Genomic DNA, 23,166 nt, shown 5'->3' with positions numbered 1-23,166 from the left:
GAATAGACCTAGCAATTACATTTTTCTAGGTCCATATAACTGAAGTTGATTTCCTTGTTTATATTTACGTGAATAATACAATGCGATAGCTATTCCGACGATGCTGAGCCAAAATGTGAAATAGCCGATTTCTTGTACATAGATCTCAAGTCCTGGATATTTAGGATATTGCATAAATACATAATCAATCACATCGTTATGCAATGTCCAAACAGCTGCAATTAGAACATGCCAAAATTTCATTTTATAAAAGGGGGCATATAAAATCCCTTGGACCGCCATCGCAGCATGTGAACAAATCAACATATACCCTTGCCATGGTAGTTCTCCTAATACAGCTAGGGACAATAAATTCATAACCACAGCCCATAAACCATATTTAAATAATGTAATGATTGCAAGCGCTTCAAATAGCGGCCAGTTTGTACGAAGTAAAAACGCTGCAATGACAAATACGAAGAAAAGGCTTGCTGTAGGGCTGTCAGGAACAAATGGTATGTATATAGCAGGAGTGTTTGCTATTTGACTTTCGTACCAATAATATCCATATAATGTGCCTGCTGTATTAATGATCAATAAAAGCCATAAAAACCGGCGATCTGCCAAATATGTATAAATTAAATTCATCGCTCTCTGCCTTCCATATAATGTGGAAAAGCCGGCAATTTGCCGGCTTAAAATAAACTTATTATTTATTTGCTATTTCAGAAACAAAATCTGCAAGCTTATCTAAATCCTCATCGGAACCATCAAAGGCATTTGCGGGCATCTTTTTGTAACCATTTACAGCGATATCCTTAACTTCTTCAGGTGTATGGCCGGTGCCAACTAAGGCTGGTCCAATCCCAGATTTACCTTCCAGATTTTCACCGTGACAACCGATACAGCTCTGAGCGGCATATATCTTATAACCTTCCGCATCCTTATCGACCTCAACGGCTTCTGTAATTTTACCTTGTTGCTCAGCTGCAGCCCAGTCATGCATGTCCACAGCTTGCCAAGTTAAATAGAAAATGGCAGCGAAGGCAAGAAGCATAAAGCCAGTTGCAAAAGGGCGTTTTGATGGGCGGCGTTCAGGTCCACGATCAATAAATGGAGCGAGCATTAACCCACCAAATGCTAGACCAGGAATAATAACTGTTCCAAGTATATTATACGGTCCTGAAGCATATGTGTATTTCAATAATTGATATAAGAATAAGAAATACCAATCTGGTAGTGGAATATATCCAGTATCAGTGGGATCCGCAATACGTTCAAGCGGACTAGGATGTGCAACAGTTAAACATAAAAATCCGATTAGGAAAACGGCACCTACAAGCCATTCTTTTAATAGAAAGTCAGGCCAAAATGCTTCTGTTTTACCGGGATATTCGGAATAATCTTTTGGAATGTTCGGTTTACGCTCAGCAGATACACGTGAGTCGCCAACGAACTTCATTCCTTTTCCACGATGCATTGTGTCCCCTCCTTTTTTTCTAAACTAATTTTACAATGGTCCAGAAATACCTTGTCTCCGGATCATGATAAAGTGAGCACCCATTAATGCCATCAATGCTGCAGGTAGGAAAAACACATGAATAGCGAAGAAACGGGTTAAAGTTTGCGCCCCTACAATCGTTGGATCCCCCGCAATCAATGTTTTCGCATGAATACCTATAAGCGGCACAGATTCAACAATTTCAAGTGTAACCTTTGTTGCAAACAATGCCTTCATGTCCCAAGGGAGTAAATAGCCTGTAAGCCCAAGAGCCAGCATAACAAAAAAGATAAGTACTCCAACAATCCAGTTGAGTTCACGTGGCTTTTTATATGCTCCTTGGAAAAACACACGAAGTGTATGTAAAAACATCATAACAATAACTAGACTTGCACCCCAATGGTGCATACCACGGACAATTTGCCCGAAAGCAACTTGATTTTGAAGATAATATACGGATTCCCAAGCGTTTTTAATGTCAGGTACATAATACATTGTTAAAAACATACCCGACAGTATTTGGATTACAGTAATAAAAAAGGTTAATCCGCCAAAACAGTAAACAAACGCAGAAAAGTGATGGGCAGGGTTAACGTGCTCAGGCACTTCATGGTCTGCGATGTCTCTCCATATCGGCGTAATATCCATACGCTCGTCAATCCAATCGTACATTTTGTTAAGCAAGATTAGTGCCTCCTTTACTATCTTACGAATGGATTTGCTACAGGTGTTCCAAGCATTAAAATGCCGTCTTTTTCTTGCGTTGGATAAGCATCCAATGGTCCCCTAGGCGGAGTGCCCGGTACGTTTTTGCCGTCTTTAGTATAAAGACCCATATGGCAAGGGCAAAAGAACATATCTGGATGCTTTTCGCTTCCTTCCCAACTTACAGTACAACCTAAGTGTTTACAAACTGGTGAAAGAGCGACAATCTCCCCAGCATCATTTTTGTAAACCCAAGCTGTTTGTGTTACTTCCGAACTGTACCATGCATCTTGCTGTTCGTATTTAAAATCAACACGGACTGGATCTGCTGTAATATCGGCAATCTTTTTATCCGTCATTTTAAAATCACCGCTAGCTTGCGCTTTCAACATAGGATCTACAGCGAAACGAAGCATTGGCATCAACATTCCAGCAGCCATAAACCCACCTACTCCAGTGAGTGTGTAGCTTAAAAATTGACGTCTTGTTACAGGATTCTTGCTCATCCTTTTCCCCCCTCTGTCAGTAAGGTAAGTCCATCGGACATTTTATGCACATTATACAAACTAGGACATAATTATGATATATCAATAACGCGCCTTGGTCAATAATATTGAAAGCTAAACATTGTCAACTATGTGGCGAATTGGTTAATCATTTTCAATCTGCCAAGCTTTGATTATATCCTCAATAAGGGATTTAAGTTGATTATCTATGACGGAATGCTTGTAATGCTCATCCATATTCTCAAGTGGAATGGATGGAATATATATCAAAGATCCTAGAAGATCTTTATTTAACGCCTTCCACTTTGGATCGGAAGTTAAATAAAAAACGTATGAAAAACCTGCTTCTTTTGCTCTTTTTGACCAATCAATTAGCTCATCTCTCTTATAATCGGGCTCCTTAAAATATGTAAATGGAGGTAACACAAGAATTCTTCCTTTAAATTGTCTTTCTAAATGGACAGATAGCAGTTGAATAAACTCACCTTGTTCAGCCGCCCGTTTAATGCCGTCATCAAGTGCTACATGCATTAAAGGGATAACGGCGGTATCAATGTATTCTCTTTCTGCATTAAACAAAGTGATATCTTTCGAAGACCAATTCAACATTTACACCTCTTTTACTAATATGTTCTAATTGATATTCTATCATTCATCATAAAAAAAGCATGCACAAAATGCTTTTGTAAAGAAAAAGTCCTCCCAAAAAAGCTGTGGGAGGATTTATGTTGTTCTTAATTCATTTAATTGCTTTGCCAGTTTGGCAAATTCCTTATGATCTCGCATTTCAAGAGCTTGATCAATGGCTTTTAATAACTTTTCTTCATGAAACATTTTAATACTTTTATCTAGTATTTGTTCTGCGTACATTTTATCTTTTTCACTTAAATACACTTTATTTTGAACAAATGGATTATCTTCAAGAACAGCTGCATATTGGTGTGAAAGATTTGAAGACCTAAAGTTTATTTGTATATATATATCTTCGTCGCGATTCAGTCGAATGTCATGAAATGATTTTTCAGCGTCTGTTGTCATAATATTTTCTTTGTAAAAACGAAATGGAACTTCTCTCGTGCAATGAGTCGACATGATTAAACCTCTTGGGCAACATTGAGCATCTTCTACAAAATGAACCTTTTCCATTAGTTGATCGTGACTCATCAAATAATTAAGGATCCAGACCGATTCCCTTCTTTTTAATTGATAGCGATTTAGAAACCAGCGAATAAACTCTTTCTTCTCGTTGACAGATACAGGGGTCTCCATTGTATTTCCCTCCTCTGCAAAAGTTATCTTAATAATCATCCAATCTTTCTAACAAAGAAACCCATTCTTCATTTGCGGGATCAATCGAGGCGAGCAATGAAAAGATTTCGAAAGCAGCCTTTCTATTTCCTTCTTCCATTAAAAAATATCCGTAATCCACTAAAAAATCTTGGTTATTTTTAAAATCATTATATGCAAGTTCATATTCATTTAATGCCTCTCTAAATTGCTCGGTATGCTGATAACTAATAGCGGCATCCCAATGAAATTGAGGATCTGCTCCTCCCCCCTCAAAAAACATTTCCGTAATTTCCAAAACAGATTCATATCTTTCTTGAAGAATTAGCAGCCTATTTAAAGATATTGCAGCCTCAGTAAATTCAGGATCCAATACAAGCGCCTGTCTAAAAAAATGTTCCGCTTTATTTTCGTCCCCAATATTAAGAGATAGTTTACCTGCAAAATAATGTAAATCCTTATTATATTCGTCTAAAGCCAAACCTGCTGCAGCGACCTCCAATGCCTCGTCCATTTCTTCTTCATGTTCAAGACTATGCGCTAAATATAAGTACAGTGAGTGATAATAGGGATCTATTTCACGCAATTGATTAAAGGCTTTAATCGCCACTTTATATTGACCAGATTGATATGCGGTTAACCCATAACCGAATAACTGATCAATATCCTTTTTATTTTCAAGTGATTTCTCATAATATTGTAGTGATTCTTCAAATGCTCCACCAGCACTTAAGGCCTCCGCCATCCTGCTGTATATGTCTATTCCAGCCATTTCCTTTACATTCGCATTAAGTAATTCACTAAAAGATCTAGCAGCTTCCAAAAATCTTCCTTGCGTCATATAAAGTTCTCCAAGGGCATAATCAATTACCGGCTCTGTAGATAATTCCTTTACTTTCAGTAATTTATTTTCACTGACTTCATACAACCCTTGCATCTCATATAAATCTGCTTCCACTAATAAAGAAGCTGGATAATTTGGGTCATCTTCGGAAATTGTTTCTAAGTATTGAAGTGCTTCGTCTTCCATCCCCATTTCAATCAAGAGCTCAGCCAAGCTTAATTTCAACTCTCCTTCATCGGGGTAAAAACGAAGTAATATTTCATAAAGCTCTTTCGCTTCCTCCAAATATCCATACAGTGACAAGCTTTGAGCCAACATATATTTTTCATCGTCTGTCCCGCTAATCTTCACCTTCTTAAATTGTTTTTCAGCTTCTGATAAATTTTGCTCTTCGATGTATTTAAGCATAAGTTCTGCGTTATTCATTTAGCAGTATCCTTTCCCTCTGTTTCAAACAAAAAGTGATGTTTTATTAATAGTTATTTCATCACCATATCCCGGACGAAATATCGCTGTTTCATTTATAAATATAAATTTCCCTTTTTGTACAGCTATAGATGGATCATATTTATTTATGTCCTTTGATACATGTTCAAACTCATTTAATTGTAAATATAGATTATAACTTATTTCGCCGCCTACTTTCAAAATCCCTTTTTTAGGATACAAACCAATTTTTTTTATTATTTCTATTTTTAAAGGTGTATCCGACTGCAGCGGCTGTGATAAATGGGGAAGTTTTTCAGCTTGTAAGATATTGTTCCATTTCTGAGACAATAATTTTCTGCGATAGGTTTTCATGGCTGGAGGAAATGTTGGAATAAAGATGGGATTGTATGGAAAGGATGCATTTTTTATCCACCCCCAAGGAATTTTTTCCAACTCACTCATACGAGTAAATTCTATAAAAATAATTGGTATTTTCATTTGCTTGCACTTAATGATAAGTGCAGGATTTAATATTGTTGCAGGAACTCTTACACCAATCAGAAAATCAATAGGGCTATTAAGAAGTGAAATACGCTTCTTAATCAGCATTTTATCAAAATCTTTTAGTAGAGATATATCAAAATGCGTAATAAGCGTTCCACATCCCTTTTTTAGGAATTGATTAGAAAAATAAACTTTAAATTGTTCGAATGGCAAATCAGGTATGTTAGGAGCAAAATAAATAAAAGAAGGAGTAATAGCAAACGAGCTTGCGTCCATCTTAAGTAATGAAAGGTTTAAGGATTTTGACCCGAAATATCGTATTTCACAATCTCTCACTAGCATCGAAACTTTCTTTCTTTGCCCATTATCTATAGACACTGCATTTTCAATAATATAGTCCATGTCTTCCTACCTTTCGTAAACCTTTTTAAACAATCTATGTAAAAAAGGTAGGAAACATGAAATAATTCTCTTGCGTTTCTTTTATTTTCTTTCTAATTGTGTTGATGAAAGAAAAGTTTTATAAATCTTTTCTAATATTTCCTTATTGAGCTCCCTTACTACAGGTTGGCCAATGGTTTCCAATAACACAAATCTCGGTTTATTAGAAAATGACTTTTTATCCCTCGCCATTCCTGTAAATGCTTTTTCAAACTCAAGATCATTTGGAATTTCCAAGCTATATCCAAGGTTTTTAATCCATAATTCAAATTCAGTAATATTAAAATCTAGATCTAATAACTCCTTGCTTAAGTATAAGGCATATATCATTCCAGTCATAACCGCTTCACCATGTGATATTTTTCCGTATCCCGCTGACGATTCTATAACGTGACCTAATGTATGACCAAAATTTAAGAATGCACGAATTCCCATTTCTCTTTCATCTTTTGACACTACTTCAGCTTTTATTTCAATTCCTCTTTTTAGAAAAAAGATTAAGTCGTCATCTTTTATTGTTTGTAAGTCAGATATATTGGACATCAAAAACGAAAGCAATGCAGCATCGGCAATAAGTGCATGTTTTACTGCTTCGGCAAAACCAGAACGAATTTCTGATTGTGGTAAGGTTTTAAGAAAACGTGTATGATAAATGACCGCCTCGGGCTGATGAAAAGAGCCGATCAAATTTTTTCCAAGTGGATGGTTGATTCCAGTTTTCCCACCAACAGCGCTGTCATGGGCTAAAATTGTTGTCGGTACCTGAATAAAAGGAATCCCCCTCATATAGGTTGCTGCGACAAAGCCTGCTAAATCGCCAACGGCACCGCCGCCCAATGCAATGATGCAAGACTTTCTATCTAGTCCTTGTTCAAGGGCATATGATAAACACGCTTCATATATTGTAAATTGCTTTGCTTTTTCTCCGGATGGAACAATATAAGTAAAACTTTCGTACGGTTGTGGAAGTGCATTTTTTAGTTCTTCCAAATGCAATCGACCTACAATATCATCCGTAATAATAAGAAGTTTTGTATATTGAGCAGTTTGTAAATGTATTGTAAGATTTTCTAAAACATTGATTCCTATGTAAACTGGATAAGATTTTGAAGGTGTTTCAATATCAATTTTCAATTTTTTTCCTCCTACTAATCAGATAGACTCTAGAAATGGTCGGATCGCTAAAAATTTTCTATTTAGATCCGCCTATTCTTAAAAGGGGAATCGCTCAATTTTTCACCTGTAATATTGCTCCCAGACTATTATGAGTAAGTTAAATAATATTCAAAAAATGCGTCTGCCTGCCACCAATAGCTTCCGTTCCAGGCGGACGTGTTCGGGGGTTGAGCATCTGCAGCGGAAATCAACACGCACAACCTGGGTAAACAATAACCATCTTCAATAAAGCTCAACTTTTTGGAAGTCCTTGGAAGTTCAGCAGATTTACACCTTGAAATTCCGAGAATCTACAAAATATTAACTTTGCGATAGAAAAAAGTATCTTCTACCTCTAATTCATATTGTCTTGGATTAAATATTTGTTCAGTACTCCCAACAAAGAGTACCCCGCCATCAGCCAAAGAAGTGGAAAACTTTTTATACAGTTCTTCTTTTGCTTCCTCTGTAAAATAGATTAATACATTTCGACAAACTATTAAATCAAAATTTTGGCCAAATGGATCTCCTAGCAAATTTAACTTTCTGAAATCAACTGTCTTCTTTACTTCTTCGTTGATTTTATAAATATTTCCTTCTTTTTGAAAAAATTTAGAAAGCAAAGAGGAAGGAATTTCTGCTAATGATCGTTCTGAATAAATTCCTGCTTGTGCCGCAGCCAATACTTGCTCATCTATATCCGTTGCCAATATTGATATGTGATTTAGTGGAATGTATTTCGATAATATCATGGAAATTGTATACGGTTCTTCTCCTGTAGAGGAAGCAGCACTCCAAATTTTCAGTTTTTTCTTATTTGCTAAAAGACGAGGAAGAATTTTTTGCTCCAATACTTCCCAACGCTTATGATTACGAAAAAACTCCGTTACATTAATCGTCATTCTATCAAGAAATTCATTCAGTATTTGTGAATCTGCTAATATCCCGGCATAAAACTCTTTAAAAGAGGAAAATCCTTTTTTTTGATATAAGGACGTAAGTCTTCTTTTCATTTGCGCTTCTTTGTATAAAGATAAATCAATACCCGTTTTTTGCTTAATTTGTACAATAAATTGATGATAATCTTGATCCATCGTAATACCCCGTCACTTTCTCTGTATACTATCTGTAATTATAACGTATAAAGCCATATGATTGGGATTGAAAAAGAGCTATCTAATTAATCTCAGTGAGGAAAGAAGATTGTTGATTTTCGTTCCATGCGGACGCGGAAAGCGTAGCCCTGCAGCAGAGATTAACCGTCCATGTTAACAGGAGCAAATCAAATAAAAGAGAGGGCTACCCAAAAGTCAATTGCCGCGACTTTTTGGACAGCCCTTTACGTATTAATATATCCAGCTGTTTATAAGCTTAGAGTATTCAATAAGTTCTTCCTCTTTAAAAAACAATGATATTTCTCTATCTGCACTTTCAGTTGAATCGGATCCATGAATGATATTTTTTCCTACCGTTAAGCCAAAATCTCCCCGAATTGTACCTTGTACGGCATCTTTTGGATTTGTTGTACCCATCATTTGACGTGCTGTATGTATAACATTCTCACCTTGCCAAACCATTGCAAAAACTGGACCTGAAGTAATAAATTCGACTAAACCGTCAAAAAATGGACGCTCTTTATGTTCTCCATAATGTTTTTCAGCTAGTTCTTTTGGAATCGTCATCAATTTAGATCCAACAAGCTGAAAACCTTTTTTTTCAAAGCGCGATACGATTTCGCCAATTAAACCTCTTTGAACGCCATCTGGTTTTACCATTAGAAAAGTTTTTTCCATTGTGATCACTCCTGTGATTATCTCGTGAAAAAGCTCGAAATCCCATGAAAATAATACCATTTTTTCCGTTCGTTAGCAAATTGATTCATATTCTATCATGTTTCATTCGCTTTGTTAGTATTTCCTTTTTCCTATGTAGAGAGCAATGTCTCGAAGTGTCTTTTTAGCTTTTATAGGCGGAAGATCGTCTAAAGCGTTAATAGCTTTTTTTAAATACATTCTGCTTACGGAGTACGCCTTTTCTATGGCTCCCGAATTTTTAATTGCAGAAATAATACCAATCATATCGTCTTTAGTTGTATGTTCATTTACATTCAATATAAGAGATTTTAAGCTTTCGTCTTCCATAGCAAATAGGACTGGCAATGTAATATTTCCTTGCCGCAAATCCTCTCCAGCCGGTTTCCCGAGTTCTTTTTCTGAACCGGTAAAATCGAGTATATCATCTATGATTTGATATGACATGCCGATAAAATAACCAAAACTATATAGCTTTTTATGAGTCTTTTCATCTGCACCAGCTGTAATAGCCCCTAGTTCACAGCTTACGGCAATTAATAAAGCAGTTTTTCTTTTAATACGCCGTAAGTAATCTCTTAAGTTTTGATGGAAACGATACTTATCTTTAATTTGGTCAATTTCTCCCATACAAACCTCGATAATTGCATTTGACAGTATTTGATGGGCCATTGAATTAGAAATGTTTGTCATATATTCAAGAGAACGAGCCAAAATATAATCACCTGTATACATTGCTATACGATTATTCCAAGTATAGTTGATTGTTGGTTGTCCTCTTCTAAGATCGGCATCGTCAATTACATCATCATGTACTAGTGAAGCCATATGTATAAGTTCTAAAGCAACTGCAGTGTTTTTAATAGTATGTATATTATACGTACCAAATTTTGCAGCTAATAAGACAAAAACAGGTCTAATCCTTTTTCCTCCTGCTTTTAAGAGCTGTACTGACGCTTTTTGGAGTAGTCCCATGTCTGATTGAATGGCTAATTCCATTTCTCTTTCGATGATGTCGAAGTCAGCTTTTAAGGTCGAATTAAGTAGTGTTAGTTTCATTTCATTTCCACCCAGGCTTTATTTCTGTTTCATTCCAATATGGGCCGCTGCAACACCACCACTAAAGGATTTGTATATAACATCGACAAATCCCGCTTTCCAGAACATTTGGGCAAGATCTTCCATACCCGGAAAATCACGGGCTGATTCTTGCAGCCATGAATATTCTTTAAAGCTTTTGGCAACTAATTTTCCAAATAAGGGCATGATAAAGCGGAAATATAAATAATAAACTTGTCTATAAACGGGGAGAGTCGGTTGGGAAGTTTCAAGGCAAACAGCCATTCCTCCAGGCTTTAACACTCTATTCATTTCTTTTAATACTTGCATATAGTCTGGTACATTGCGCAATCCAAAGCCAATTGTAACATAGTCAAATGTATTGTCCTCAAACGGAAGTTCCATAGCATTACCTTGTATGAGCTCAATATGATTTAATTGTTCTATTTCTTTTTTTTCCTTTGCTACTTGAAGCATATTATGGCTAAAATCTAAGCCAATTACCTTACCAGTACTACCTACAGCCCGGGCAAGAGCAATAGTCCAATCCCCAGTTCCACAACATAAATCAAGGGCATGCACGCCTTCAGGCACACTCATCTTTTTCATTGTCTCTTTTCGCCACTTTATATGTTGCTGAAAGCTGATAATTGAATTCATTTTATCATAATTTTGATGTATTTTTTCAAACACACTATGTACTCGTTCCTCTTTTGATTGCATCTTTGTCAACATCCTCCAGTTAAAGAACCAGCCAATTCATTCAACCGTAAGTACACGTTTGATGGCAATTCATGCAACTCTTTTTTCATGCCATCAAGCTTCCTCTTTGACTCATTCATAATATTTGTAAGTATTTTTTTCTCATCTTCTGAAGACAGTTCCTTATTATTTTGTAAATAACATTTCGTTAACCCATTTATATAAAGGGAAAACTCCCCATTAATAGACAGCGCCAGTTCCTCACTAATTTTTTTATAAAAAATAAATTCAGTGAAAAAGTTAATATATTTAAATGGTATTTGAAAATGAATGCAAAACTGTTCCAGCAGTCCTGATTCTATTTTTTTTATACTCTCAAGATATGAATCAATACTTTCAACGGTAAAATGAATAATATTAATTTTATGTTCATTAATTGTTTTGATTGCTAACGCTAGAGATTTTATTAGTTCAATATTCCGAAATTCGGACAATAAATTATAATATAGACCACTATAGTAGTCCCCCGCCAGCACCATAAGTTGACGTGCTTTCATTGATATATTAGGATCAGAAACATTCTCATGCGTATTTAATGCTAGGTTTGCAAGCATTGTTGCCATGATGCATGCTTCACGTTCTTCCTCAGATATGCTAATGTCCTGAATAGAATATAACATAAGAAGAATTTGATCTACATCAAAGGCAGGCGGTTCAATATGTTTATGTAAATAAGGATGATAGCACTTTTGCTGCAACTTTGTTTTTATTGAATTCACTTGCAGTTCATAATTACGTACCGCCATAACAAAATCCTCGTTTCTATCTACAAATAAAAGACCGTTCCTATATATGACCCTTTGATTATAACATATTAAAAAAGCGAATTGCGATATAATGGTTTCGGAAGTGGAATATAAGATTTAGGCTATTTTTTATTTTCGCTTTCAATATCACCAAAAGAAGTAATAATACTGGCATTTCCTCTAATTTTGATTGCTGAAGTATGCTCAGTAAATTGGGCAACCATAACCTCACCCGCATCTAATTTTTCTGCATGATGAAATCTAGTATCTGACCCTCTCGTTAATCCAATAACATTTACTCCATCTTCTAATGCTTTAATAATTATAAAATCAGACTGCCCACGCCCATTGCTCATTTTTTCACCTCATGGAATATTAATTTTTTATTAAGGAGAGCACTTCCGCCCGCGCTTGACCATCAGTGGCCAGTATTCCTCTAACCGCAGATGTTATGGTTTTGGCACCTGGTTTTTTTATTCCTCTCATTGTCATGCACATATGTTCTGCCTCTATAACGACCATAACTCCTTGTGGTTCGAGTTTTTTTATCATTACATCAGCAATAGTGGATGTAATTCGTTCTTGTAATTGCGGTCTAGCCGCTACTGTTTCCACAGCTCTTGCAAGTTTGCTCAAGCCAGCTACCCTTCCATTTTGAGGTATATAGGCTACATGAGCCTTACCGAAAAATGGTACTAAATGGTGTTCACACATTGAGTAAAAAGGGATATCTTTAACGAGTACTAGTTCCTCATGATCTTCCCCAAAAATCGTATCAAAATAATCTTCAGGATTTTTGCCTAAACCAGAAAAAACCTCTTCATACATTTTTGCTACGCGTTTCGGTGTATCTAGTAAGCCTTCCCGATTCGGATCTTCACCTATCGCTTCAATTATCATTCGAACTGCTTCTTCAATTTGCGAGCGATTTACTTCAGCCATACCCGTTCCTCCTACAATAGTTAAACCATCTATTCTTTTGTATTCCCATATTAGCATAAATACATTAATAATTAAGGCTCTTTTCTCGAACATTGTTGCTATTTTATATAGATTTTAATGATATCAATGGATTCAAACTTTCAAAATTCGTAATTCCGCAGAGAAAAGAGCTGCCAACTCCATTAGTAGCACTAAACTTTCATTTTAAGTGTAAAAGCCGGTTTTTGGGCTTTTACAAAAACAATAATTTTTATGAAAACAGCCATAATTAAAAAGGAACTGCCGTAATGTTAAGGCAGTTCCATTTGTTACGCTAAAGAATGTATGTAATTATTTAACTGCATCTTTAAGCGCTTTACCTGGTTTGAACGCTGGAACTTTGCTTGCAGCGATTTCGATTTCTTGACCAGTTTGAGGATTGCGTCCTTTACGAGCAGCACGCTCACGTACTTCAAAGTTACCAAAACCGATTAAAGCTACTTTATCACCGTTTGCCAAAGCATTCTGGATGGATTGGAAAACAGCATCAACAGCTTTAGTAGCATCCTTTTTAGAAAGTTCTGCTGATTCAGCAACAGAATTGATTAGTTCAGTTTTGTTCATACCATTCACCTCCTCCCAATAAAGAGAGATCTTGTTCCGCAACTGCTATTACATTTGTGAACAATTTTTAAGATTTCTAAACATAGAATTGTTAGAAACCGTTTGGATTACTGGTAAATAAGGGATTTATCAGCAATTCTGTTTTAAAGATTATCATATATATTTTATGTTAGCAAGAATAAAAGGCTTAAAATATGGAAAAGATGCCGAATATCGTCGCATTCGGCATCTTTTTACTATAATCTGTTAAATTTTTGATGTTAACTTATCATTTAGCTATTAAAGAATTATCGCTATTAATCCTCCAGAGCCTTCATTGATAATTCTTTCAAGTGTTTCTTTTAGTTTATATCTTGCGTTTTCTGGCATCATTGCGATTTTAGCTTGGATGCCCTCCCTTACTAAGGAGCTCAAGCTTCTGCCAAAAATATCTGAATTCCAGATTGATAGTGGATCATCTTCAAAATCTTGCATGAGATAACGTACGAGCTCCTCACTTTGTTTTTCAGTTCCAATGATTGGAGCAAACTCAGATTCAACATCTACTTTTATCATATGAATGGAAGGCGCCATTGCTTTTAATCTGACGCCAAATCGTGCACCCTGCCTTATTATTTCGGGCTCATCGAGGCTCATATCTGCTAATGAAGGTGCTGCAATTCCATAGCCTGTTTGCCTAACCATCGCAAGTGCATCAGATACTTGGTCATATTCTCTTTTTGCGTCAGCGAAATCCTGCATGAGTTCAAGCAGGTGGTCTTTGCCGCGCACTTCAACACCGACGACTTCCTTAAGTACATTATCATATAAATCATCTGGAGCAAATAAATCAATTTCTGCAATTCCTTGCCCCATATCTACTCCTGCCAAACCTGCATTTTCAATAAAGTCAAACTCATAAAACTGCTGAACAACTCTATCTACATCTCGTAATCTCTTAATATCTTTTACTGTTTCTTTCACTGCCTCTTGATAGTTGTTTCGGAGCCAGTGGTTCTCCTTTAAAACCATTACCCAGCTAGGTAAGTTTACATTCACTTCTAGTACTGGGAATTCGTATAAGGCTTCACGAAGTACACTCATTACATCCGCTTCTCTCATACTCTCAACAGACATGGCAAGTACAGGGATATCGTATTTTGCTTCAAGTTGCTTGCGTAGATTGTCAGTCTCTGCATGATGTGGGCGTGAAGAGTTTATAACCATAATAAATGGTTTGCCAACCTCTTTTAATTCTTCTATTACTCTCTCCTCGGCATCAACATAGTCAATACGGGGTATTTCACCGATCGTTCCGTCTGTCGTAATAACCACTCCAAGCACCGAATGCTCTTGAATGACTTTTCTCGTTCCTATTTCCGCAGCCTCGTGAAAGGATATTGGTTCATCATACCATGGTGTGTGGATCATTCTAGGGCCATTTTCATCCTCATATCCTTTAGCACCTGGTACCGTATAGCCTACACAATCAACAAGCCTCACATTCACTTCAAGGCCTTCTTCCACTTGAACCGCAACAGCTTGATTAGGTACAAATTTTGGTTCAGTCGTCATGATCGTTCTACCTGCAGCACTTTGTGGAAGTTCATCTTGTGCTCGTGCTCTATCTGCTTCACTCTTGATGTTTGGAAGTACAGCCAGTTCCATAAATTTTTTAATAAATGTGGATTTACCTGTTCTAACAGCGCCAACTACACCTAAATAAATATCTCCGCCTGTTCTCTCAGCAATATCTTTGAAAATGTCCACCTTTTCCAAGAGGTTCCCTCCTATCATTGAGTTCAAGGGACTTAACATCCTATAAACGATTGGACAATAGATGTTTACGATGTTGTCCGATTCTAATATGACCATATTAAGAAGTAAATAAAAAATCCTTCTTCCACATTATATTGAGTGAAAGAAGGAATATTCCTATTTTTCCATGTAAATCGGCTCGTTGTTTTTATCTACTGTGTACGTAAGTGAATAGGCGGGAACGAATAATGAATTGTCTGTAAGAATACTTGTAATATCCTCACCTTCCTGATAACTTTTTCCACTTTCTTTCAAAGCCAGGTTAAGGTCACTTATATAGTCAACAAATATCTCCCCTTCTAAATTAATCACTAGAGGCAAATTATGATTTGTAAAAGGAGAAATGATATAAGGCTCGCTTTTGTACCCTAGTTTTTTATAGTCAAGCGTGTAGACATGATTAGCTATCGCTTCTTTAAAAGGTGGATATCCTTGAGTTTTAATTCTCAAATTCACTTCGCTTATTTTTTCCGCGATACGTAAATCAAACACCTTTACAGTCGGTTTCGTTTCAACGTCTATTAAAACGTATTGAAATACACCCCCACTTTCATAAGCATTTCCAGGAGGAGATGCCAGGAACCGGGGAGCCAGCTTAGAAAATTCTATTGGATATTTTATGTAAATAGGAGTATCATTTTCTCTTGTTTTGATAGGCAGAAGTCCGTCATTCGTTTCCTTATATTGATCAACAGCCGTCTGTACAGCCTTTATTTGATCTTCATAAGGAATTCGATTCTCAACTCTTTTTTCTTGAGGATATAGACATCCACTTAATAAAATTGAAGCAAGCATTATTATAATACTCATTATTAATCTCATTTAATAGCTTCATCCCTTCAGCATCTATCATGTTGATCATTTGTGAGCGTATGAAACTCAGCTTGTAGGACCTGTTAAAACAATGAAAAGCACAATAAGTCCACCAATGATCATAAAAAGCCATGCTGTTATAGAAGTGACTATTTTTAATATTTTATTATTCAATTTATAACGACTTATATAAATTGTGAACATTGCTAAAGCTAACAGAAACATACCTATAATAGATATCCACATTTTTTGCATTGATGGCGACATATTAACTCCTCCACTACTTAAATGACACATTACGTGATATTATATCATGTTTGATTTATTAATAAGTTTAAATGAGTTACAAAATCAGCAACAAAAAAAGATGAAGCAACGGGAGACCCTTTGCTTCATAGATGACAAACCAATACCCATTCCACCTGTTTAAGCAATTTACTTCAAAGCATTATATGCACTTAAAAAAGATTAGCATCATCTTTTGCCTAGTCATCTCATAGTTGTTCCATTTGTTCACTTAATATATCGACAAGATCTTCCATTTCATTAGTCTTTAACCTTGCCATTAATTGTTCTCCAGCTTCTTTTGCGTTTACATTATTAAATAATATTTGATAAAGAATTTCTGTAATCGGCATGCTGCAGTTATATTTTTGTGCTAATTGATGCGCTGCTTTTGTCGTCCTTACGCCTTCTACAACCATCCCCATATTATTCAGGACATCTTCTAATTTTTGTCCTTTTCCCAGCATATTACCTGCTCTCCAGTTCCTGGAATGCACACTTGTACATGTTACAATTAAATCTCCAATTCCAGCCAACCCTGAAAACGTTAATGGATTTGCACCCATTTTTGTCCCTAAGCGAGATATTTCCGCCAAACCTCTCGTTATGAGAGCCGCCTTTGCATTATCTCCATATCCTAAGCCATCAGAAATTCCTGCTGCTAAAGCGATGATATTTTTAAGGGCACCGCCTATTTCAACTCCAATTAAATCTGGATTTGTATAGACGCGAAAATGTTGATTCATAAATAAATCTTGTATTTTTTCCGCTGCAGCCATATTATTTGATGACACCGCAACTGTTGTGGGATGTCTCAAACTCACTTCCTCAGCATGGCTTGGCCCCGAAAGTACAACAATATCTTTAAGAATCCTTTTCGGTATTTCCTCGTCAATCATTTCTGAAATACGCAGCAAACTATCAGGTTCAATCCCTTTACTTACATGCACGAAAGTAAGTGGCTGCATTTGAAATTTAATGATCTCCCTTAATGTTTCCCTTATCGCTTTAGAGGGTACGGCTAATACGACAGTTTCTATCCCATTTAAGGCTTCTTCAAGCGATGTATATGCGGTAATCAAATCAGGAAGATTAATCTCTGGCAAGTATTTTTGATTCGTATGTTTCCCATTGATTTCGTCTTTTTGCACGCCATTTCGAGTCCATAATTGAATATGATGGCCATTATCTGCCAGTACAAGCGCCAAGGCTGTACCCCAGCTTCCCGCTCCAATAACCGCTACTCTTTCTTTTCCATTATTCAAGATTTGTTCACCCACTTATTTTCTTTGTCTTGTAAGGATCTTAATTGGCGTTCCTTCGAATCCGAATGCTTCTCTTATTCTGTTTTGTAAAAATCTCTCGTATGAAAAATGCATGATTTCCGGATCATTTACAAATACAACAAATGTTGGAGGTTTTATTCCAACTTGTGTTACATAAAGAATTTTTAATTTCCGACCTTTGTCTGATGGCGTAGGATTCATCGCTATCGCATCAGCAATCACATCGTTTAGTACACTTGATTGCACGCGCATTGAATGATTTTCACTAGCCATTTTTATAGCTGGAAACAAATTTGTCAAGCGTTTTCGTGTCTTTGCGGATACGAATACTATAGGAGCATAATCTAAAAACAAGAAATGAGCTCTTATCTTTTCTTCAAATTCATTCATTGTTTTTTCATCTTTTTCAACAGCATCCCACTTATTCACAACAATGATTACAGCTCTTCCGGCTTCATGCGCATACCCAGCAATTTTTTTATCCTGCTCCAAAATTCCTTCTTCTCCATTTAAAACAACAAGAACAACGTCAGAGCGATCGATCGCTTTTAAAGCTCTTAAAACACTATATTTTTCAGTGTTTTCATATACTTTTCCTTTTTTACGCATTCCCGCAGTGTCAATGATTGTAAACTTTTGGTCCTCAAACTCATAAGAAGAATCTATTGCATCTCTCGTTGTACCTGCAATATTACTTACTATTACTCTATCCTCACCTAGCATTGCATTTACAATTGAAGATTTCCCAACATTCGGTCTTCCGATTAAACTAAATTTGATAACATCTTCTTCTAACATTTCGTCATTGGTTTCGGGAAAATTTTTGACTACTTCATCAAGTAAATCTCCTAACCCAAGACCATGTGATCCTGAAATTGGGAAAGGTTCATTGAAGCCTAGCGAATAGAAATCATAAATATCTGCACGCATTTCGGGATTATCCACTTTGTTCACTGCCAGAACGACTGGTTTTTTAGATCGAAACAGGATTTTAGCTACTTCCTCATCTGCAGAAGTAACGCCTTCCCTGCTATTGACAATAAAAATGATCACATCTGCCTCAGCAATGGCTATCTCTGCTTGTAATCGTATTTCTTCCAAAAACGGAGCATCTCCTATTTCAATGCCGCCTGTATCAATTATATGAAATTCATGAGAAAGCCAATCACCTGTACCATAGATTCGGTCTCTCGTTACTCCTGGAGTATCTTCTACTATTGATATACGTTCTCCTACAATTCGATTAAAAATTGTTGATTTCCCTACGTTAGGACGACCTACAATCGCCACTGTCGGTTTAGACATTTCATCCACTCACTTTAAGTTAATCTTTAAGTTATACTGAGAAATCGTACCATAGAATCTTCAGAAAAGGTAATGAAAACTATTTAATGGGAAATTTTTTTATTTCCCTTCATTCTTGGAATAGTAGTAGCATTGGAAATAAAGTGGAATAATAAGTTGGAAAAGATAATGATAGATATAATATCTAAATATTCCATCGATCCAATTAAATAAGGCATATCCCACTTACTTAAATATGAAGCAAATACAATATCTCCTTGAAGTGTACCGAGACATATTAGAAGGATCCGAGTAAGAATCGATGATGAATATAAAACATAGCCAAATATAAATAATGTAAATGAGATAAGCACCACTCTATCCATAAACATCCATATAGGATCGTACATTTCAAATAAAAGAAAACCAGCATAACCTAACATTAAGGTAAAAACAGAAAATAATAAGTGAAGCTGCTTTTTAAATGATAGTTTTGATGCTAAGAAGTAACAGATGATTAAAATCAGAATTGAAGGTCCACTTATATGAAAAAAATAAAATCTGATTGAAAAGGACTTTAATATAATAAAAAGTAGTGCAAAAAGTGCTATTGGCCATCTATAAGTTGACTTTTTATCCATCATAAACGTTGAGTAAATCCATATCATCCATGCAATAAGTAAAAATATCATTCCTGGCATTTCATCACCTCCGCTAACAGTATAGGGAAGGTGGTGAAAATTTAATCAGACAATTTAAAAAACCTCCCGATTTATACTGGAGGCACAGAAAAAGTTCTTCTAAGAAAGGTATTCTATGAAATACTGATGATTTCCACTACAGGCGGACGCTTTCTTACCTGTAGTCAAGTATTTTTCCTAACTTATTTTGTTGGGAAATGAAATTTAAGAACGGATAATTATCAATAGGCTGTTTGCGCAAACTTTGTTGCTTTTAACTAAGTAATGCGGAAGCTTGATTTCCGCTACAGTTGCTCGCTTTCCGCGGGGCGGGCGGTGAGCCTCCTCGGCGTAAACGCCTGTGGGGTCTCACCTGTCCCACTAATCCCGCAGGAGTCTCGCACTTTCGCTCCAATCAACCTTCAACAGGTTTTGCTTAAAAGCAACAATCTCCTGGAAAAGAACCAATAAATAAAAATACGTATGCCAAATAGACTTATCGAAAATCTGTTTTTTCACAATGTCTTTTGTGCTATAGTGAGATTATCCTGTTACTAACTTGCTTAAGACAATTCGTAGTTATACAGGATGCCGTGTTGAATAAGGTGAAATGCGACTTTCAGGAACTTATTCACACATGCTATTACGGCAACCTTATGATGCTTGTTCTGAGGTTGCTTTTTTAATTGATCATAATAATCTACAATCCGATTCTGTGACCTTTTTCGTTGGGAGATCATCGTCATTATCATGAAAAACAGGAGTTTCCGCAGCCTTCTATTCCCGCGTTTATTAATCCGATCTTGATGCTGAAGCTTTCCGGATTGATACCGTTGAATATCAATTCCCGCATACGCATTCACTTGTTTATGATTTTTAAAACGGTGAATATCCCCTAATTCAGCGATAATCTTGACGGCAGTCTGTGCTCCGATTCCCGGAAAAGATTTAAGTACTTGGAAATCGATCCGATCCCTGGAGAGATCCACCATTTTCGAGTTGCTTGTTTAACTTGATCACGTATTTCCTCCTTTGATAGGCCTCGCAAATAATCAGGGTGCGGATAAAGCTGTACAATATTTAAAAATTGGATTGAGCTCTTCGAGAATACTTTTTCAAGCAGAGGAAAACTTAGCTGTAAGAAAGCGTGTAAACGATTGGAATAATGCCGGATCTCTTTCTCTAAATCATCATAGTAGCGGCCTAGCGCCCTCATCTGTTCAAAATATTCTTCTTGTACGTAAGTCTCATATCGTTCAGCTTTAAAATGAGATTTGGCCAATTCATGGGCATCACTAATGTCTGTCTTATTTCTACGCATTGAGGTAGCCATTTGTAATTTAGCCTGTAAAGGATTAATTCGGCTGTAAGGATAGTTTTGTGCCTGAAGAAAACTTTCAAGTCCTTGCGAATAGACGCCAGTAGCCTCGAAAACAATCTGAGGTACTTCTCCATCTAGTTCCCTGAGTGATTCTATACGTTTTTTTAATGATTCAAAGCCGCACCTTCATATTGACAATGTTGATTGCAGTCATACACAACCATCGTACTCTTCCCCATACTTACATCAAAAGCAATCACAAGTCCCATCTTTCATTCTCCTAAAATCAACATTCATAGAAGTCTTCACATTGCCTTATCGATTCCACTTTCTTATACACGATCTCGAGGATCCAACATACTAAACTGATTCAAATAAGGGTGTGAAGTAAGTCGGTTTCCTTATACGGATTCAAAGATCCCAGCGTCCGCACGACTTTCCTTCACTCCTACTATAAAAAATAGTAGCACAAACCACGGCCTCGGTCTGTACAACTAATCTTAGTATGTTTCCGCTCCAATCAACTACAACTGCTACAAATCAGGATATATCTTCCAGCATACGACCTAAAATCAAATATAAAACTGCAGTTTCCTAAAAGTTTAGTTAAAGATACACATCGCGATATAAAATCCCTTAGTATGTAATTAAAAAATTTATCACCCAACTACTCACTTTTTTTCTAAAGAGTGAAAAGGCATAGTAAGCTAAAAAGGTATTATACCTTTTTACTTTGGCTAAGTTACAGCCAATCCTTAATTTTAACAGCGTTGATTGGAGTGGAAGGCGCGTAGACTCCTGCGGGAGTACGGAAAAGAGGAGACCCCACAGGCGCTTGCGCCGAGGAGGCTCCCCGTACCTTGTCTAGCTGCACGCGCCAGCCCCTTGAGGTCAAATAACCTGAGGCAAAGAAGTCAAAGTACGACTTTTTTGCCTCAGAATTTGCTTGTCGGGGCTGATTAGGTGCCTTCCGCTTTTCGATGTCCGCGGAAAGCGAAGCGCCTGGAGCGCAAATCAACAACCACATTTAAAATTGTATTTCATTTTAAGGGAGCTTTTTCAGTGCCCTCTTAATATACGAGGGCTTTTCTTTCGGCAAGCTCTAGCGTCTGTTTATTTAAAGCCTTTCAACTTATCGCCAATCATATCACTTAGTTGGAATCCTTTTGATTCTTCAGGTAGTTCATAGTCTTTTGATTGATATTCTTGATCTTCAAGTTCCTTCATACTTAAGGATAGTCGTTGGTCCTTCTCATTTACTTCCAGCACTTTTACTTTAACGGTTTGACCTTCCTGAAGTACTTCGTGAGGTGTCCCGATATGTTTATGTGAAATTTGTGAAATATGAACAAGTCCTTCTACCCCTGGGAAAACCTCTACAAAGGCTCCAAAGGAAACTAAACGTTTTACGGTTCCTTCTAATATCGTTCCTCTTGGTGCTTTTTCGACAATATTTGACCAAGGTCCTGGAAGTGTTTCTTTAATTGAAAGTGAAATTCTTTCATTATCACGATCAACTGATAAAACCTTCACTTGAACTTTGTCTCCTTCTTTAACAACATCAGATGGCTTGTCGATATGCTCATGTGAAAGTTGAGAAATGTGTACAAGTCCGTCAACGCCGCCAATGTCTACAAAAGCTCCGAAATCCGTAAGTCTTTGAATGGTACCTTCTATTACTTGACCGGCGTCTAATTTTTCAAGAACCTCTTGTTTTTCGCGTCCTTTTTCTTCTTCTACTACAATACGATGCGAAAGAATTAATCGGTTTTTTTCTTTATCTAATTCAACAATTTTAAAAGAAAGGGTTTTCCCTTGGTAATCTGAGAAATCTTCTACATAATGATCTTCTACCATTGATGCTGGAACAAATCCTCGTACACCTAAATCTACTACTAAACCGCCTTTTACGATCTCATTAACTTCAGCGTCGAATACCTCACTATTTTGGAATCGCTTTTCAAGGGTTTCCCAAGCATTCTCAGCATCAACTTTACGCTTTGAAAGTACGAGGAGCTCTTCTTCCACTTTAGTTACAATTAGATCTAATACTTCACCTTCGTGGACCACGTCAGATGCTTTCTCAACATGAAGGCTTGAAAGTTCACTTATTGGAATAATTCCATCAAGCTTGCTCCCTTCCAGATCGACCAAGACCTGTTTTTCTTCAATCTTAGTTACCGTCCCTTTTACGCGGTCTCCTTCAGAGAAACTTTTCACTTCAATATTATTCATATCCTCCGTCATATGTACTCCTCCTATCCTGCATTTAAAAACTATAAGGATTTACAAAGGCAACATGAAAAATCCTCACATAATTCTAAAAAATCATCTCGTAATAAACTTCTTATAAATGACTTATTTTGTCAAGCGAAAGAGTTTACTGTTTTGTATAAAATTCAGTTTTGTCTATCAAATTAAAGACA

At 36.5% G+C, this 23,166-nt stretch carries 24 protein-coding genes and 1 pseudogene; all 25 read right to left on the bottom strand.

Annotation, left to right across the window (positions count from 1 at the left end; translation table 11 throughout):
* Window positions 1-15: 15 nt before the first annotated feature.
* Window positions 16-627, bottom strand: a complete 612-nt coding sequence (lhaT, locus tag KHA96_RS03200; protein ID WP_213127840.1) for a lipoprotein heptaprenylglyceryl N-acetyltransferase LhaT — start codon at window positions 625-627, stop codon at window positions 16-18.
* A 61-nt stretch (window positions 628-688) separates the two neighbouring features.
* Window positions 689-1,459: a menaquinol-cytochrome c reductase cytochrome b/c subunit gene (locus KHA96_RS03195; RefSeq protein WP_213127839.1), complete on the bottom strand. Its 771-nt coding sequence runs from the start codon at window positions 1,457-1,459 to the stop codon at window positions 689-691.
* A gap of 30 nt (window positions 1,460-1,489) precedes the next feature.
* On the bottom strand, window positions 1,490-2,164 hold the full coding sequence (gene qcrB, locus KHA96_RS03190) for a menaquinol-cytochrome c reductase cytochrome b subunit (RefSeq protein ID WP_213127838.1): 675 nt from the start codon (window positions 2,162-2,164) through the stop codon (window positions 1,490-1,492).
* A 17-nt stretch (window positions 2,165-2,181) separates the two neighbouring features.
* Window positions 2,182-2,691, bottom strand: a complete 510-nt coding sequence (locus KHA96_RS03185) for a QcrA and Rieske domain-containing protein (RefSeq protein WP_213127837.1) — start codon at window positions 2,689-2,691, stop codon at window positions 2,182-2,184.
* A gap of 144 nt (window positions 2,692-2,835) precedes the next feature.
* On the bottom strand, window positions 2,836-3,300 hold the full coding sequence (locus KHA96_RS03180; protein WP_481748202.1) for a YpiF family protein: 465 nt from the start codon (window positions 3,298-3,300) through the stop codon (window positions 2,836-2,838).
* A 114-nt stretch (window positions 3,301-3,414) separates the two neighbouring features.
* Entirely contained in the window at window positions 3,415-3,960 is a 546-nt protein-coding gene (locus KHA96_RS03175; RefSeq protein ID WP_213127835.1) for a ReoY family proteolytic degradation factor, read from the bottom strand.
* A 28-nt stretch (window positions 3,961-3,988) separates the two neighbouring features.
* On the bottom strand, window positions 3,989-5,248 hold the full coding sequence (locus KHA96_RS03170) for a tetratricopeptide repeat protein (RefSeq protein ID WP_213127834.1): 1,260 nt from the start codon (window positions 5,246-5,248) through the stop codon (window positions 3,989-3,991).
* Between the two features lie 24 nt (window positions 5,249-5,272).
* On the bottom strand, window positions 5,273-6,157 hold the full coding sequence (locus KHA96_RS03165; RefSeq protein WP_213127833.1) for a hypothetical protein: 885 nt from the start codon (window positions 6,155-6,157) through the stop codon (window positions 5,273-5,275).
* An 81-nt stretch (window positions 6,158-6,238) separates the two neighbouring features.
* A complete protein-coding gene (gene aroB / locus KHA96_RS03160) occupies window positions 6,239-7,330 on the bottom strand; it encodes a 3-dehydroquinate synthase (RefSeq protein ID WP_213127832.1) in 1,092 nt (363 codons plus the stop codon).
* Between the two features lie 332 nt (window positions 7,331-7,662).
* Window positions 7,663-8,445, bottom strand: coding sequence for a CheR family methyltransferase (locus KHA96_RS03155; RefSeq protein WP_213127831.1), 783 nt, complete (start codon window positions 8,443-8,445; stop codon window positions 7,663-7,665).
* A 252-nt stretch (window positions 8,446-8,697) separates the two neighbouring features.
* On the bottom strand, window positions 8,698-9,144 hold the full coding sequence (gene ndk / locus KHA96_RS03150; RefSeq protein ID WP_213127830.1) for a nucleoside-diphosphate kinase: 447 nt from the start codon (window positions 9,142-9,144) through the stop codon (window positions 8,698-8,700).
* 114 nt (window positions 9,145-9,258) lie between these two features.
* Window positions 9,259-10,221, bottom strand: coding sequence for a heptaprenyl diphosphate synthase component II (hepT, locus tag KHA96_RS03145; protein ID WP_213127829.1), 963 nt, complete (start codon window positions 10,219-10,221; stop codon window positions 9,259-9,261).
* 18 nt (window positions 10,222-10,239) lie between these two features.
* Window positions 10,240-10,956: a demethylmenaquinone methyltransferase gene (locus KHA96_RS03140; protein ID WP_283248430.1), complete on the bottom strand. Its 717-nt coding sequence runs from the start codon at window positions 10,954-10,956 to the stop codon at window positions 10,240-10,242.
* The gene (locus tag KHA96_RS03135) at window positions 10,950-11,729 is read right to left on the bottom strand and encodes a heptaprenyl diphosphate synthase component 1 (protein WP_213127828.1); all 780 of its coding nucleotides are present in this window, start codon (window positions 11,727-11,729) and stop codon (window positions 10,950-10,952) included. Before KHA96_RS03135 ends, KHA96_RS03140 begins: the two co-directional genes overlap by 7 nt.
* Before the next feature lie 122 nt (window positions 11,730-11,851).
* A complete protein-coding gene (gene mtrB, locus KHA96_RS03130; protein ID WP_213127827.1) occupies window positions 11,852-12,085 on the bottom strand; it encodes a trp RNA-binding attenuation protein MtrB in 234 nt (77 codons plus the stop codon).
* 19 nt (window positions 12,086-12,104) lie between these two features.
* Window positions 12,105-12,671: a GTP cyclohydrolase I FolE gene (gene folE, locus KHA96_RS03125; protein WP_213127826.1), complete on the bottom strand. Its 567-nt coding sequence runs from the start codon at window positions 12,669-12,671 to the stop codon at window positions 12,105-12,107.
* A gap of 330 nt (window positions 12,672-13,001) precedes the next feature.
* Window positions 13,002-13,274, bottom strand: a complete 273-nt coding sequence (locus tag KHA96_RS03120; RefSeq protein ID WP_213127825.1) for an HU family DNA-binding protein — start codon at window positions 13,272-13,274, stop codon at window positions 13,002-13,004.
* A gap of 279 nt (window positions 13,275-13,553) precedes the next feature.
* A complete protein-coding gene (gene spoIVA / locus KHA96_RS03115; RefSeq protein WP_213127824.1) occupies window positions 13,554-15,032 on the bottom strand; it encodes a stage IV sporulation protein A in 1,479 nt (492 codons plus the stop codon).
* A 156-nt stretch (window positions 15,033-15,188) separates the two neighbouring features.
* Window positions 15,189-15,881, bottom strand: coding sequence for a hypothetical protein (locus KHA96_RS03110; protein ID WP_481748201.1), 693 nt, complete (start codon window positions 15,879-15,881; stop codon window positions 15,189-15,191).
* A gap of 69 nt (window positions 15,882-15,950) precedes the next feature.
* A complete protein-coding gene (locus KHA96_RS03105; RefSeq protein WP_213127822.1) occupies window positions 15,951-16,151 on the bottom strand; it encodes a DUF2768 domain-containing protein in 201 nt (66 codons plus the stop codon).
* Between the two features lie 227 nt (window positions 16,152-16,378).
* Complete coding sequence (locus KHA96_RS03100; RefSeq protein ID WP_213127821.1) at window positions 16,379-17,434, bottom strand: NAD(P)H-dependent glycerol-3-phosphate dehydrogenase; 1,056 nt, start codon at window positions 17,432-17,434, stop codon at window positions 16,379-16,381.
* A gap of 15 nt (window positions 17,435-17,449) precedes the next feature.
* On the bottom strand, window positions 17,450-18,760 hold the full coding sequence (gene der, locus KHA96_RS03095; RefSeq protein WP_213127820.1) for a ribosome biogenesis GTPase Der: 1,311 nt from the start codon (window positions 18,758-18,760) through the stop codon (window positions 17,450-17,452).
* Window positions 18,761-18,843: 83 nt separating this feature from the next.
* Window positions 18,844-19,440: a YphA family membrane protein gene (locus KHA96_RS03090; RefSeq protein WP_213127819.1), complete on the bottom strand. Its 597-nt coding sequence runs from the start codon at window positions 19,438-19,440 to the stop codon at window positions 18,844-18,846.
* Window positions 19,441-19,982: 542 nt separating this feature from the next.
* A pseudogene (locus KHA96_RS03085) lies at window positions 19,983-21,009 on the bottom strand (IS110 family RNA-guided transposase).
* A gap of 844 nt (window positions 21,010-21,853) precedes the next feature.
* Window positions 21,854-22,987: a 30S ribosomal protein S1 gene (gene rpsA, locus KHA96_RS03080; protein ID WP_213127818.1), complete on the bottom strand. Its 1,134-nt coding sequence runs from the start codon at window positions 22,985-22,987 to the stop codon at window positions 21,854-21,856.
* Between the last annotated feature and the right edge of the window lie 179 nt (window positions 22,988-23,166).

Origin of the sequence: Bacillus sp. FJAT-49711 (assembly GCF_018343715.1) — a bacterium.
Taxonomy (GTDB): domain Bacteria; phylum Bacillota; class Bacilli; order Bacillales; family Bacillaceae_C; genus Lederbergia.
Note: the sequence above shows the minus strand (reverse complement) of the source record. Positions and strands in the feature narration are given on the sequence as shown.

What these genes read in the sequence shown, in the direction of transcription:
- lhaT (WP_213127840.1), bottom strand. Translation starts at nt 627, where the DNA reads ATGAATTTAATTTATACATATTTGGCAGATCGCCGGTTTTTATGGCTT.
- KHA96_RS03195 (WP_213127839.1), bottom strand. Translation starts at nt 1,459, where the DNA reads ATGCATCGTGGAAAAGGAATGAAGTTCGTTGGCGACTCACGTGTATCT.
- KHA96_RS03185 (WP_213127837.1), bottom strand. Translation starts at nt 2,691, where the DNA reads ATGAGCAAGAATCCTGTAACAAGACGTCAATTTTTAAGCTACACACTC.
- KHA96_RS03180 (WP_481748202.1), bottom strand. Translation starts at nt 3,300, where the DNA reads ATGTTGAATTGGTCTTCGAAAGATATCACTTTGTTTAATGCAGAAAGA.
- KHA96_RS03175 (WP_213127835.1), bottom strand. Translation starts at nt 3,960, where the DNA reads ATGGAGACCCCTGTATCTGTCAACGAGAAGAAAGAGTTTATTCGCTGG.
- KHA96_RS03170 (WP_213127834.1), bottom strand. Translation starts at nt 5,248, where the DNA reads ATGAATAACGCAGAACTTATGCTTAAATACATCGAAGAGCAAAATTTA.
- KHA96_RS03165 (WP_213127833.1), bottom strand. Translation starts at nt 6,157, where the DNA reads ATGGACTATATTATTGAAAATGCAGTGTCTATAGATAATGGGCAAAGA.
- KHA96_RS03155 (WP_213127831.1), bottom strand. Translation starts at nt 8,445, where the DNA reads ATGGATCAAGATTATCATCAATTTATTGTACAAATTAAGCAAAAAACG.
- ndk (WP_213127830.1), bottom strand. Translation starts at nt 9,144, where the DNA reads ATGGAAAAAACTTTTCTAATGGTAAAACCAGATGGCGTTCAAAGAGGT.
- hepT (WP_213127829.1), bottom strand. Translation starts at nt 10,221, where the DNA reads ATGAAACTAACACTACTTAATTCGACCTTAAAAGCTGACTTCGACATC.
- KHA96_RS03140 (WP_283248430.1), bottom strand. Translation starts at nt 10,956, where the DNA reads ATGTTGACAAAGATGCAATCAAAAGAGGAACGAGTACATAGTGTGTTT.
- KHA96_RS03135 (WP_213127828.1), bottom strand. Translation starts at nt 11,729, where the DNA reads ATGGCGGTACGTAATTATGAACTGCAAGTGAATTCAATAAAAACAAAG.
- mtrB (WP_213127827.1), bottom strand. Translation starts at nt 12,085, where the DNA reads ATGAGCAATGGGCGTGGGCAGTCTGATTTTATAATTATTAAAGCATTA.
- folE (WP_213127826.1), bottom strand. Translation starts at nt 12,671, where the DNA reads ATGGCTGAAGTAAATCGCTCGCAAATTGAAGAAGCAGTTCGAATGATA.
- KHA96_RS03120 (WP_213127825.1), bottom strand. Translation starts at nt 13,274, where the DNA reads ATGAACAAAACTGAACTAATCAATTCTGTTGCTGAATCAGCAGAACTT.
- KHA96_RS03110 (WP_481748201.1), bottom strand. Translation starts at nt 15,881, where the DNA reads ATGAGTATTATAATAATGCTTGCTTCAATTTTATTAAGTGGATGTCTA.
- KHA96_RS03105 (WP_213127822.1), bottom strand. Translation starts at nt 16,151, where the DNA reads ATGTCGCCATCAATGCAAAAAATGTGGATATCTATTATAGGTATGTTT.
- der (WP_213127820.1), bottom strand. Translation starts at nt 18,760, where the DNA reads ATGTCTAAACCGACAGTGGCGATTGTAGGTCGTCCTAACGTAGGGAAA.
- KHA96_RS03090 (WP_213127819.1), bottom strand. Translation starts at nt 19,440, where the DNA reads ATGCCAGGAATGATATTTTTACTTATTGCATGGATGATATGGATTTAC.
- rpsA (WP_213127818.1), bottom strand. Translation starts at nt 22,987, where the DNA reads ATGACGGAGGATATGAATAATATTGAAGTGAAAAGTTTCTCTGAAGGA.